This is a genomic window from Pseudomonas sp. EL_65y_Pfl2_R96 (genome assembly GCF_963970905.1).
GTDB lineage: Bacteria > Pseudomonadota > Gammaproteobacteria > Pseudomonadales > Pseudomonadaceae > Aquipseudomonas.
The window spans coordinates 71,486-83,131 of record NZ_CAXAQH010000016.1; the positions used below are offsets into that span (position 1 = coordinate 71,486).

The 11,646-nt window shown below is 60.9% G+C and carries 10 protein-coding genes; 5 read left to right on the plus strand and 5 right to left on the minus strand.

The genetic code is table 11. The features are described 5' to 3' along the window. The first annotated feature begins 30 nt into the window (after positions 1 to 30). Positions 31 to 927 (plus strand): cation diffusion facilitator family transporter, encoded by an 897-nt coding sequence (locus AACY49_RS17305; protein ID WP_258698945.1) that lies wholly within the window; start codon positions 31 to 33, stop codon positions 925 to 927. Here AACY49_RS17305 and AACY49_RS17310 read toward each other — a convergent pair. Beyond that, entirely contained in the window at positions 921 to 1,922 is a 1,002-nt protein-coding gene (locus AACY49_RS17310) for a DUF6515 family protein (protein ID WP_339525316.1), read from the minus strand. The two genes, AACY49_RS17305 and AACY49_RS17310, sit on opposite strands and share 7 nt — an antisense overlap. Before the next feature lie 434 nt (positions 1,923 to 2,356). Between AACY49_RS17310 and AACY49_RS17315 the strand changes: the two genes are divergently transcribed. Together AACY49_RS17315 and AACY49_RS17320 are read left to right on the plus strand one after the other, a co-directional pair. Next, the gene (locus AACY49_RS17315) at positions 2,357 to 2,836 is read left to right on the plus strand and encodes an Lrp/AsnC family transcriptional regulator (protein WP_007937367.1); all 480 of its coding nucleotides are present in this window, start codon (positions 2,357 to 2,359) and stop codon (positions 2,834 to 2,836) included. Between the two features lie 214 nt (positions 2,837 to 3,050). Then, positions 3,051 to 3,260: a DUF2788 domain-containing protein gene (locus AACY49_RS17320; RefSeq protein ID WP_007937369.1), complete on the plus strand. Its 210-nt coding sequence runs from the start codon at positions 3,051 to 3,053 to the stop codon at positions 3,258 to 3,260. Here the strand turns inward: AACY49_RS17320 and AACY49_RS17325 are convergent. The 4 genes from AACY49_RS17325 to AACY49_RS17340 form a co-directional block, all read right to left on the minus strand. Continuing rightward, positions 3,255 to 3,896 (minus strand): pseudouridine synthase, encoded by a 642-nt coding sequence (locus AACY49_RS17325; RefSeq protein WP_339525319.1) that lies wholly within the window; start codon positions 3,894 to 3,896, stop codon positions 3,255 to 3,257. The two genes, AACY49_RS17320 and AACY49_RS17325, sit on opposite strands and share 6 nt — an antisense overlap. Positions 3,897 to 3,968: 72 nt before the next feature. Then, a complete protein-coding gene (gene amn / locus AACY49_RS17330; RefSeq protein WP_339525321.1) occupies positions 3,969 to 5,468 on the minus strand; it encodes an AMP nucleosidase in 1,500 nt (499 codons plus the stop codon). 207 nt (positions 5,469 to 5,675) lie between these two features. Continuing rightward, complete coding sequence (locus AACY49_RS17335) at positions 5,676 to 7,325, minus strand: acyl-CoA dehydrogenase family protein (RefSeq protein ID WP_339525323.1); 1,650 nt, start codon at positions 7,323 to 7,325, stop codon at positions 5,676 to 5,678. Positions 7,326 to 7,400: 75 nt separating this feature from the next. Further along, on the minus strand, positions 7,401 to 9,779 hold the full coding sequence (locus tag AACY49_RS17340; protein ID WP_339525324.1) for a 7TM diverse intracellular signaling domain-containing protein: 2,379 nt from the start codon (positions 9,777 to 9,779) through the stop codon (positions 7,401 to 7,403). Between the two features lie 415 nt (positions 9,780 to 10,194). Between AACY49_RS17340 and AACY49_RS17345 the strand changes: the two genes are divergently transcribed. Together AACY49_RS17345 and thiE are read left to right on the plus strand one after the other, a co-directional pair. After that, on the plus strand, positions 10,195 to 10,992 hold the full coding sequence (locus tag AACY49_RS17345; RefSeq protein ID WP_258698940.1) for a hydroxymethylpyrimidine/phosphomethylpyrimidine kinase: 798 nt from the start codon (positions 10,195 to 10,197) through the stop codon (positions 10,990 to 10,992). Between the two features lie 18 nt (positions 10,993 to 11,010). Beyond that, positions 11,011 to 11,634, plus strand: coding sequence for a thiamine phosphate synthase (gene thiE / locus AACY49_RS17350; protein ID WP_258698939.1), 624 nt, complete (start codon positions 11,011 to 11,013; stop codon positions 11,632 to 11,634). Positions 11,635 to 11,646 lie beyond the last annotated feature (12 nt).

Here is an 11,646-nt window from a genome sequence, read left to right on the forward strand (position 1 = left end):
GAAGGAACATTTAAAGGAAAAGCCGCACCTATGACCACCAGTACCGAACACGCCCGCCTGCTGCGGCTGGCGACGCGCGCCTCGGTGGCGGTGGCGTGCACGTTGATCGTCGCCAAAGCTATCGCCTGGTGGTTGAGCGGCTCGGTGAGCATGCTCGCCGGGCTGACCGACTCGGCACTCGACGGCGTCAGCTCGTTGCTCAATCTGCTGGCCGTGCATTACGCCTTGCGCCCGGCCGACAACGATCATCGTTATGGGCACGGCAAGGCCGAATCATTGGCTGGCATGGCTCAAGCGCTGTTCATTGGCGGCAGTGCGGTGCTGATTGCCTTGCAGGCGATCGAACGGTTGAAACATCCGGAACCGATAGGCGCGGCGTGGCTCAGCATCGGGGTGATTATGTTCTCACTCGCCCTGACCCTGGCCCTGCTGAAGTTGCAGCATCGGGTGATCAAGGCAACCGGTTCCAACGCCGTGAGTGCCGACTCCTTGCATTACCGCTCGGACCTGCTGCTCAACGGCAGCATTTTGGTGGCGCTGGTGCTGGCCGGGTTTGGCTGGTATCAAGTCGACCCTTGGTTCGGCCTGGGAATCGCCGCCTACATCCTCTGGAGCGCGATTCATATCGCCCAGGAAAGTTTTGCGGTGCTGATGGATGAAGAGCTGCCGATGGATGTCAGCCAGCACATGCTCGAACTGGCCTGCAGCGTACCAGGCGTTCTGGGCGCCCATGACTTGCGCACACGGATCTCCGGCAACCAGTGGTTCGTGCAGTTGCATCTGGAATTACCGGGGGATTTGACCCTGTCAGTCGCCCACGGCATCAGCGATCAAGCCGCCGATGCGATTCACGCCGCCTACCCGCGAGCCGAAGTGCTGGTGCACGCCGACCCGCAGGAAGTGGTGAACGCCGCCAGGGCTCAGTAACTCACCTGATAACCGCGACTGCTCAGGCAATTGCCTTGGGCCTGTCGGTAGGCTTGCACCACCGACGGGGCCGGTTGATAGGTGATAGCGCGCGGATCGAAACCGCTCTGCTCCACGGCCCAGCGATAGCACTCATAACCGTCCCGACTGACCTCCTCCGGCGACTGGCCGTTGGCCGGATACGCCACCACGTCATAGCCACTGCTCACCGGTTGCGGCTGTACGGGCGGTTCGACCACGACGTAATCCTGAGTGCTCTCCTGGTAGGCGTAATACGCGCCGGCCGCCAGGAACAATAGCGCCCCGCCGATCCACACTTCACGGGCGTAATCGGGCAAATAGCTGACACGAATCCCGCGAGGCGGCTGAACCACCACATAACGCGGGCCTTGCGGGCGATACCAGTAACCACCGGAATAGAAATAATCCTGGCCACGATACGGCACACGGAAGTGACGGTCCTCCGGGAAGCGGTCGATCACGTACCCCGGACGATACTGCGGGCCGGGGCCCCAGCCATTGCCGTGCCCATCCGGGCGACCGGGCCAGCGACGGTCATCGTGACGCGCGTCCCGCCCCCCGGTCTGCCATTGCTGGTTGTAATTGTTACGCCGCGGTTCGTCCTGATAGTAGCCACGCCGGGGTTCCTGGGTCTGGCGCACGGTATCGGGCCGCCCCTGGATCGGCAGATTGTTACTCGGGTGTTGTGGCGCTCGCTCCTGAACGCTGGAGTCGTGCAGTGTAGGGTTCTGCCGCTGACCGCCTTGATTCTGGTCATGGAGTTCGAACTGGCGGCTGTTGTCGCCACGAATGATTTCGGTGTTCTGCGGTCGGGGCTGATTGTTACCGCGATGGCCCTGGTCATTCCCTTGATGATCCGGCCCACGCTGCCCGCCATCGGGGCCACGGTTTTGCGGCTCATCGGCCAGCGATTGCGCAGTGACACTCACACACAGCAAACCAACACCGGCCAAACGCCAGATGCGCGATTTCATGCTTTTCCTCACTGCGGGTTAGGGCCTGTACGTAAGACTGGGAAAGCGCAGGCCGGTTCTGCTACAGGTTATCAGTCGCGCAACTTATTTATTGAGGGCTGAAGGAAATTGCGGGCAAGAAAAAAGGGAGACCCGTCGGCCTCCCTTTGAAAACTTCGTCCGTGCTCGACGCTTATGACGTCGGCTCACCTCACGCCGTCTTGTGGACAGTGTGTAGCTCGGGGGCCGACACAACCCCGGTGGGGGTGGCGACCGCAGCTGGCCTGATTGGGCGAGCCGCACTGGACTGTTTGTCCGAGCAGTGATTCTGGTGATAAGAATAGGCCCGGCGCAGTGGCAGAGGATTGCGAAGATTGCTCAAATAAACATCACTTGCGCAATTTTTAACTCAGGATAGATAATCCTCCGCAATAGTTATGACAAAGGCCTGATTGATGAGCAAACTCGACCGATACGACCTGAGCATTCTGGCGGAATTACAGCGCGACGCGCGTATCTCCAATCAGGAGCTGGCCGAACGCATCGGCCTGTCGCCTTCGCCTTGCTCGCGGCGGGTCAAGCAACTGGAAGACGACGGCTACATCTCCCGCCAGGTCGCCTTGCTGGATCGCAAGATGCTCGGCCTGAGCCTGACCGCCTATGTACTGATCGGCATGGACCGCCATACACCCGAACGCTTCGAGAACTTCGAAGCCGCCATTCGCACCTTGCCGCAAGTGCTGGAATGCAGCCTGGTGACGGGGATGGATGCCGATTATCAGCTCAAGGTGGTGGTGCCGGACATGGATCACTATCAGAAACTGCTACTGGGGCATCTGACCCGGATTGAAGGGGTGACCAGTGTGCGCTCGAGTTTCGTGTTGAATCAGGTGCTCAACAGCACCGAGTTGCCGCTGACTCATTTGCGCAGCTGAAGACGCCTTCGCGGGCAAGCCCGCTCCCACAGGTTTTGCGTCAGTCACAGTATTGCGTTCGACACAAAACCTTGTGGGAGCGGGCTTGCCCGCGATGGCGTCGGCACAGGCGACGAATGACTGCGGCACACCGACGCACGTCAATGCCCCGCCAATCTCCCTTGGCGTATACTCGCTCCGCCCTTTTTAGCTCCGCCCGCGCTGGAGATGTTCGATGGATCCTGCAGTTTTCGAAGAGTGGATGATGACTGGCCTGGTCAGCATCCTGATCATTTTCATGGGTTTCATCGTCTGGGATCTGGCAAAAAAATCCAAGGCCGGGCGCTTCGGCTCGTTCATTCTGTTCTTTGTACTGGGGCTGGGCGTGGCCGCATTCGTGATCAAAAGCGTGGTCATCGGCCTGATCGAATCCGGCACTCTATAAACGCGCCGGCACTTCCTTCCACTGGCCCTGATCGAGCCCTTCGATCGACCAGTCACCGATTCTGACCCGCACCAGGCGCAACGTCGGCAAGCCGACCGCCGCGGTCATGCGCCGCACCTGACGGTTGCGGCCTTCGCGAATCACCAGTTCCAGCCAACTCGTCGGCACACTTTTGCGAAAGCGCACCGGCGGGTTGCGCGGCCACAGTTCAGGCTCATCCAGTTGTCGCGCTTCGGCCGGCAATGTCATGCCATCGTTCAGCTCGACGCCATCGCGCAAGCGCTGCAACTGCTCGGCGCTCGGTTCGCCTTCCACTTGCACCCAGTAAGTCTTGGCCAGTTTGTGTTTCGGGTCGGCAATCCGCGCCTGAAGCTGGCCGTCGTTGGTCAGCAGCAGCAAGCCTTCGCTGTCACGGTCCAGCCGTCCTGCCGGGTAAATCCCCGGAATCTCGATGAAATCCTTGAGCGTCGCCCGCCCCTCGCCGTCGCTGAATTGCGTCAGCACATCGAAAGGCTTGTTGAACAGGATCAGTTTCGACTCGGCCGGTGGCGCTTTGGCGACACGGCGCGGGGCTGAAGAGGATAGCGCAGGCTTCACGCCGGGGCGGCGAGAAACGGGACGTGGAGGACGAGACATGGCGAGAAGAACATCTAACGGTCAGGGCTGCTAATGCTAGTGCCCTGACCGCCAAATGACCACGACAAACCGTTAGCGGAACGGCGGTTCGTCGAAGCTGCGCAGTTTGCGCGAGTGCAGCGAGTTGAGCTCAGTGCGCAACAGGTCCACCGCTTCGATGCCGATCTTCAAGTGCTGGCTGACCGCGCGTTCATAGAAAGCGTTGGCCGAACCCGGCAGTTTGATTTCGCTGTGCAACGGTTTGTCCGACACACACAGCAACGTGCCGTAAGGCACCCGCAAACGATATCCTTGCGCGGCGATGGTGCCGCTTTCCATGTCCACCGCCACGGCGCGGGACAGGTTGATCAGCGGACGCTCCTGCGCCCAGCGCAGTTCCCAGTTACGGTCATCGTAGGTCAACACGGTGCCGGTGCGCAGGCGCTTCTTCAGCTCGTCCCCCTTCTCACCGGTGATATTGGCCGCCGCTTGTTGCAACGCCATCTGCACTTCGGCCAGGGCTGGAATCGGAATGTTCGGCGGCACGACCCGGTCAAGAATCCCGTCGCGGCGCATGTAAGCGTGGGCCAGCACGTAATCGCCAATGGTCTGCGACTGACGCAAGCCGCCGCAGTGGCCGATCATCAACCAGCAATGCGGACGCAGCACCGCCAAGTGGTCGGTGATGTTCTTGGCGTTGGACGGGCCGACACCGATGTTCACCAGGGTCACGCCATGACCATCGCTGGCGATCAGGTGATAGGCCGGCATCTGGTAACGATGCCAGACCACGCCCGCGGCAATCGCCGAGGCTTCGCCGTGGTCCATGCTCTTTTCGATGATCACGTTGCCCGGTAACACCATGCGCACAAAGCGCGGGTCGTTGCGCAGTTGCTCCAGGCCATGAACGATGAACTGGTCGACGTAGCGGTGGTAGTTGGTCAGCAGAATCCACGGCTGCACATGGCGCCAGTCGCTGCCGGTGTAATGCACCAGTCGGCGCAGGGAGAAGTCCACCCGCGCGGCGTCGAACAGGGCCAATGGCAGCGGATCGGTGCTTTCCCAATCGTACAAGCCATCGGCAATGCCATCGGTGGCGGCCGACAAATCGGTACTCGGGAACACTCGCGCCAACACCGCAGCGGTGACGCCGGAGCCGGCCAGCTCATCGCCCTGCTCGACCACGTACGGATAAGGAATGTTCTGCTGGCTGACGCCGACTTCCACGGTCACGGTGAAGTCGTGCATCAACGGGACAAGTTGTTCCAGCAGGTATTTGCGGAAGGCTGCCGGATGAGTGACGGTGACACTGTAGGTCCCCGGCAATTGAACCTTGGCATAGGCGCGGGTGGTCTGTGGGACTTCGCCCTGGCAAAGGTAGGTCAGACGCAACTCGGGATAACGAAACAGGGCACGCTGTTCAGCGTCCGGCTCGACGCGATCCTTGAGATAACGCTTGAGCGCCTGATTCAGCGCGGTGGTTGCACGCTCGTGCAAGACAGCAAGCCGATCCACGGCTTGCTCGGCGGTTTGAACGACAATAAACGCTTCGGTCACGATCAGCTTCCTGTGTTCTGACTTGCAGACCCTCATCTTGCCTGCATCGTCGCTTCACGGGAACAGTGGCGTGTTGGTTGTACATCAAGATGTGATGCGCAGACAGACCCTGTGGAAGCGGGCTTGCCCGCGATAGCGGTGTGTCAGACAGCATCCATGTTGAATGTTAAACCGCCATCGCGGGCAAGTCGGATCGCCGCACCGCCACTCCCACAGGTTTCAGTGCTGTTGATCAAATTGTTGTCAGAAACCTTGCGGGGTCGAGCGAGCCACAATCGCGTCCACATCCAGCCCGCGTGGCAACGTTCCATATACCCGACCGGCCGAACCGAGGCGGCTGGCGATGAAGGCATCACTGACCGCCGCGTTACCGGCCTCCAGCAATAGCCTGGCCTGAAGTCCCAAGGCGATGTCTTCGGTGAGCTGGCGGGCACGGTATTGAATGTCGTCGGTGTCCTTGAACGCCGCCTGCAAGTGGCTGATGTGCGCCGCCAGGCGCTTGTCACCATGGCCATCGCCCAACTCGTGGAACAGCACATCGAGCACACCCGGCTCTTTCGACAGCGCGCGCAACACGTCGAGGCATTGCACGTTGCCGGAACCTTCCCACGTCGAGTTGACCGGTGCCTCACGGTACAGTCGCGGCAGGATGCTTTCTTCGACATAACCGGCGCCGCCCATGCATTCGGCCGCTTCGTTGATCATCGCGGGCGCGCGCTTGCAGATCCAGTACTTGCCCACCGCCGTCACCAGTCGGGCGAATTTCGCTTCGTGGTCGTCATCCAGATGATCCAGCGCCCGGCCCATGCGCAGGCTCAGCGCCAAGGCAGCTTCGCTTTCCAGGGCCAGGTCGGCCAGCACGTTTTGCATCAAGGGTTGTTCGCTGAGCAACTTGCCACCGACCTTGCGGTGGGCGCAGTGATGGCTGGCCTGGGTCAGGGCCTGGCGCATCAGCGCACTGGAGCCGACCATGCAATCGAAGCGGGTCATGGCAACCATTTCGATGATGGTCGGAACACCCCGCCCCTCTTCACCGACCATCCAGGCCAGGGCGCCACGGAACTCCACCTCGCTGGAGGCGTTGGACCAGTTGCCGAGTTTGTTCTTCAGCCGCTGTATGTAGAACTGATTGCGCGTGTCGTCCGGGCGATGACGCGGCAGCAGGAAACAGGTCAGCCCTTTGTCCGTCTGGGCCAGGGTCAGGAAGGCGTCGCACATCGGCGCCGAACAGAACCACTTGTGGCCCACCAGTTCATACGCCTGACCGGGACCACTGGCGCCCACCGGATAAGCCTTGGTGGTGTTGGCCCGCACATCGGTGCCGCCCTGTTTCTCGGTCATGGCCATGCCAATGGTCACACCAGCCTTGTGGGCCATGCCGACATTGCGTGGGTCGTATTCGGTGGCGAGGATTTTCGGCAGCCATTGTTTGGCCAGATCCGGTTGCAGACGCATCGCCGGGACGCTGGCGAAAGTCATGGTCAACGGGCAACCGCTACCGGCTTCAGCCTGACTGTGCAAATACGTCATGGACGCACGGGCAACGTGGGCGCCCGGTTGCGGGTCGGTCCAGGGCAAGCCTGTGAGGCCATGCTCCACGGCCGTGCGCATCAACTCGTGATAAGCCGGGTGAAACTCCACCAGGTCGATGCGATGGCCATAACGGTCATGGCTGACGAGCACCGGTTTGTTCTGATTGGCCGCAAACCCCGCTTCCATCAGCGGCCCGCCGGCCAATGCGCCGTAAGCGTCGATCCGCGACTCGGCCCAACCGGCATCGAACCGCCGCGACCACTCCTGCAAAGGCAGGTCGATGCGATAAAGGTTGGTGCCGTCCAGCGACGGTGGCTGGTTGGTGACTTCGTGGGTTTCGGCGAACTGATGCAGGTTCATGACGGGGCTCCTTTGGCCAGCCAAGGGACTTTCAGTTAAGCACCGCCCCGAGGCTGAACAAAGTGGTATATCTGCCTAACTGTCGGCGCTTTCGCCTTGTCCCGGACAGAGCACCCGTCGATAAAGCGCCGCCTGCAAGTCTTCGAATTTCACCGGTTTGTTCAGGTAGTCGACCAAGGTGTCACTCGGGCAGTGCGCTCGGTCCGCACTCAGGGCAATCTTGAACACGGGTAATTCGGCGCAACCCGGCAAGGCGCGGATCCGACTACAGATGGAGACGCCGTCCAGTGGCGGCAACTGACAATCGAGCAGTACCGCGTCAACGGCTTCACGCTGCAAGTGATCGAGCGCGGCGACGCTGCTGTCGGCGGTGCGCACCTGGAACCCAAGTTTCAGCAACATGCCGCGCATCACCAATTGATTGATGCTGTTGTCATCGACCAGCAACACCGTGCAGTCCTGAGGCTGACGCAGGCGGGCAGCTTGCCGCATGATCGAGGGCGCAGGTTCCACCACGGGCAGCTCAAACTCGACATCCAGTTGGAAGCGACTGCCGCGGCCCGGTTCCGAGCGATGGCTCAAGCGCCCGTCGAGCAATTCGACCAGTTGCCGACAAATCGCCAGGCCAACGCCCAGACCACCGTATTCACGGGTCATCGAACCGTCGAGCTGGAAGAAGCGCTGGTACAGGGTTGCCTCCCCCAAATCGGTAAAGCCAATGCCGGTGTCGATCACCGCAAAGGACAACGCCAGTCGACCGGGCTCCACCGGTTTACCCGTCACGCGCAACGCCAGTCCGCCGACCCGGGTGAATTTGATCGCGTTATCCAGCAGGCACTCCAGGCATTGCACCAACTTGCCGCTGTCGCCGTGCAAGCGATCCGGCAGTCCGGGCGTTACCTCGACCTTGAAGTCCAGCGACTTGCTGGACGCATTGCCATCGAACTGCAGGCGCAAGACCTCGACCACACTGCGCAAACTGAATGTGTCCGGATAGACCTTGAGCTTGCCGGCCTGCAATTCGGTCAGGGTGAGGATGCCGTTGACCATGCGCATCATGTCCCGCGCCGAACCTGCGGCCGTTTGTTGATACTGCTCCAGTTCAGGGTTCATCTCGACCGTCTGCATGAGCTCCAGCGAACCGATCACACCGTTCATGGGGGTGCGCAATTCGTGGGTCAGGGTGGCGAGGAATTCGTCCTTGAGCTTGTTACTGTGAGCCAGTTGCTGGTTCAGCACTTCGAGTTTTTGGCCGGCATCGAACAACGTCTGTGCCTGTTGCTCGCGCATGGCGTTGATGCGATCGGCCAGGGCCAGGGACAGCAGCGCCACTTCGACCGCCGAGCCGATCTGGCTGGCGTACATGGTCAGGAACACGTTGGGCAAATACCCCAACACCATCATCGTGTTGACGACGCCACCGAGCAGGAACGTCGACCAGGCAATGATGAAGTACCGCGCCACCCTCAAGCCTCGCCACCAGGCGAAGATCCCGGCGGCGAAAATGATCACGGTAAAAACCAGCGCCAATATCGTCGCCAGACGCAGGGCCAGGGCGTAACTGGTCATCAATGACAACCCGACCACTACCGCACTGAACGCAATCAACGCCAACAACAAACGGTCGAGCCAGCGACTATGAGTGGCCGTCTGCAAGAAGCTGCGGGCGAACTGGCTGCCGAACAAGCCTGAACAGCCGATGAAGAACGGCGTCGCGGCGTTGGCCCACCACGGATTATTCGGCCAGAAATACTCCACGGCCGCGCCGTTCACCGACAGTTGATACAAGCCGAACGAGGCGATATAGACGATGTAGTAGAGGTAGCTGGTGTCACGCACGCTGAGGAAGATGAACAGGTTGTAGACCAGCATCCCCAGCAACACGCCGTAAATCAGCCCCAGCACATAGAGCCGGACAGGCTGCTCTTCAAGGTAAGCGGTGCTCGACCACAAGGTGACGGGCGCCTGAATCGAGCCTTCACTTTGCAGGCGCAGGTACACGGTTTGCGCCTGCTCAGGCGCAAAGTTCAAATCGAACAGGTAGTTGTTCTGACGGATCTGGCGAGTGGCGAACGGCAACGCATCGCCGGTCTGCCGGACCAATTGATAGTCACCACCAGCATCGGGCAAATAGAGATCAAGGTGATCGAGGGGCGGATAGGCCAGTTCCAGTAACCAGGTCCGTTGTACCGACGGGTTGGTCGGGCGGTACTGCAGGTCGATTTTCAGCCAGAACGCCGAACGCGAATAACCGGCGTTGAGGGTGGCTTTATCGTGGGGTTTGAAGAGCCCGGCCGCGGCTTGTGCACGGACATCGGCGATGGTCGCGTGACCGCCCGCGTCTTCATAAACCTGCATCGTTCGGCCCAGGGGAAGGCTCTGGGTGAACTCGTCGAATTCGACGGCGCTCGCCAGGAGGGGCAAGCACAACAGCAACATCAGCAAATAGCGCATTTAAGCCCCAGCGTGGCCTGTCCGGTTCTGTCAGGAAGCCCCCCATTCCTTTTGAGTAGACATAAAACCGGTATTACCTGTTATTGGTTTGGATCCACTCTAGCATAGCCGTTGATGGCCATTGAACACCATTGAAATTTTTCCTGAAAAGGCTCTAGAACAAGCGTTCCAGCTCTGCATATTGAGTTAGAGCTGTTGGCTTTGTCAGGTTGTGAGAATGCCCCGGCGGGTGGTGAACACCTGTGGCGAGGGAGCTTGCTCCCGTTGGGCTGCGTAGCGGCCCCAAAATATGCTGTCGGCTACACCTGACGACTGCTTCGCAGCCGAACGGGAGCAAGCCCCCTCGCCACACTGTATCGGCCGCGATGGCTGTCACAACACCCGAAAAACATGTTTGGTGGTAAGCTCGCGCACCATGAATATCTACAGCTCTCGCCCCGTTGTCCTCTGTCTCTCCGGCCACGACCCAAGTGGTGGCGCCGGCTTGCAGGCAGATATCGAAGCCCTGCTCGCTCAGGGTTGCCATGCGGCTCCGGCCGTCACCGCCCTGACGGTGCAAGACACCGTCAACGTCACCGACTTCCGCGTCCTCGATCGCGAGTGGGTGCTGGCCCAGGCCAACGCCGTGCTCAACGACTCCGAAGTCGCTGCCGTCAAACTGGGCATGCTCGGTTCCCTGGAAATGGTCGACACCGTGGTCGAACTGCTCTCGGCGCACCCGCATCTGCCGGTGGTCTGCGACCCGGTGCTGCGCGCCGGTGGTGGCGGACGACTGGGCAAGGACGAAGTCGGCTACGCCATGCGCGAACGCCTGCTGCCGCTGTCGATCATTGCCACCCCCAACCTTCCCGAAGCCCGCATCCTCGCCGAACTGCCCGAAGGCACCGCGGACGAGTGCGCAGAAAAACTCCTGCCATTCGTCAAACACCTGCTGATCACCGGCGGCCATGGCGATGAACACGAAATCCACAATCGCCTGTACAGCCGCGACGGTCGCCGCGACACCTTTACCTGCCAGCGTCTGCCCGGCAGCTATCACGGCTCCGGTTGCACGCTGGCCAGCGCCCTCGCCGGTCGCCTGGCCCAGGGTGAACAGCTCGCCAGTGCCGTACAGACCGCGCTTGACTACACTTGGCGCACTCTGCGGGATGCGGAACAGCTGGGCAAAGGACAGTTCGTGCCGCGCCGCCTGCCGCTGGATTTCTGTTCGTAACGCCATGAGGGCTGTCCGATGAAACTACGTGGCCTGTACGCCATTACCGACAGCCAGTTACTGGCCGGTAAATTGCTCGAATACGTGGAGGCGGCGCTGGAAGGCGGCGTCACCCTGCTGCAATACCGCGACAAAAGCAGCGATGAAGCCCGCCGCCTGCGTGAGGCCGAAGCGCTGCGCGATCTGTGCGAACGCTACAAGACCCAGCTGATCATCAACGACGACGCCGAACTGGCCGCACGATTGGGCGTAGGCGTGCACCTGGGCCAGACCGATGGCCCACTGATGCCGGTTCGGGCACTGCTGGGGCGTCACGCAATCATCGGCTCGACCTGCCACGCGCAACTCGAACTCGCCGAACTTGCCGCCAAAGAAGGCGCCAGTTACGTCGCCTTCGGCCGCTTCTTCAATTCCAACACCAAGCCCGGCGCACCGGCGTGCAGCCTCGAACTGCTCGACCAGGCCCGCAGCCAACTGCACCTGCCGATCTGCGCGATCGGCGGCATCACCCTGGACAACGCCGCCCCGCTGGTGGCCCACGGAGTCGATCTGCTGGCGGTGGTGCATGGCCTGTTTGGCGCAGAGAGCACGGCTGAAGTGACACGCCGTGCCCGCGCATTCAATGAATTACTTAAAGTCTGATTTTGAGAGCCA

What these genes read in the sequence shown, in the direction of transcription:
- thiE (WP_258698939.1), top strand. Translation starts at nt 11,011, where the DNA reads ATGAAACTACGTGGCCTGTACGCCATTACCGACAGCCAGTTACTGGCC.
- AACY49_RS17335 (WP_339525323.1), bottom strand. Translation starts at nt 7,325, where the DNA reads ATGAACCTGCATCAGTTCGCCGAAACCCACGAAGTCACCAACCAGCCA.
- AACY49_RS17320 (WP_007937369.1), top strand. Translation starts at nt 3,051, where the DNA reads ATGGATCCTGCAGTTTTCGAAGAGTGGATGATGACTGGCCTGGTCAGC.
- AACY49_RS17325 (WP_339525319.1), bottom strand. Translation starts at nt 3,896, where the DNA reads ATGTCTCGTCCTCCACGTCCCGTTTCTCGCCGCCCCGGCGTGAAGCCT.
- AACY49_RS17305 (WP_258698945.1), top strand. Translation starts at nt 31, where the DNA reads ATGACCACCAGTACCGAACACGCCCGCCTGCTGCGGCTGGCGACGCGC.
- AACY49_RS17310 (WP_339525316.1), bottom strand. Translation starts at nt 1,922, where the DNA reads ATGAAATCGCGCATCTGGCGTTTGGCCGGTGTTGGTTTGCTGTGTGTG.
- AACY49_RS17345 (WP_258698940.1), top strand. Translation starts at nt 10,195, where the DNA reads ATGAATATCTACAGCTCTCGCCCCGTTGTCCTCTGTCTCTCCGGCCAC.
- AACY49_RS17340 (WP_339525324.1), bottom strand. Translation starts at nt 9,779, where the DNA reads ATGCGCTATTTGCTGATGTTGCTGTTGTGCTTGCCCCTCCTGGCGAGC.
- AACY49_RS17315 (WP_007937367.1), top strand. Translation starts at nt 2,357, where the DNA reads ATGAGCAAACTCGACCGATACGACCTGAGCATTCTGGCGGAATTACAG.
- amn (WP_339525321.1), bottom strand. Translation starts at nt 5,468, where the DNA reads ATGAGGGTCTGCAAGTCAGAACACAGGAAGCTGATCGTGACCGAAGCG.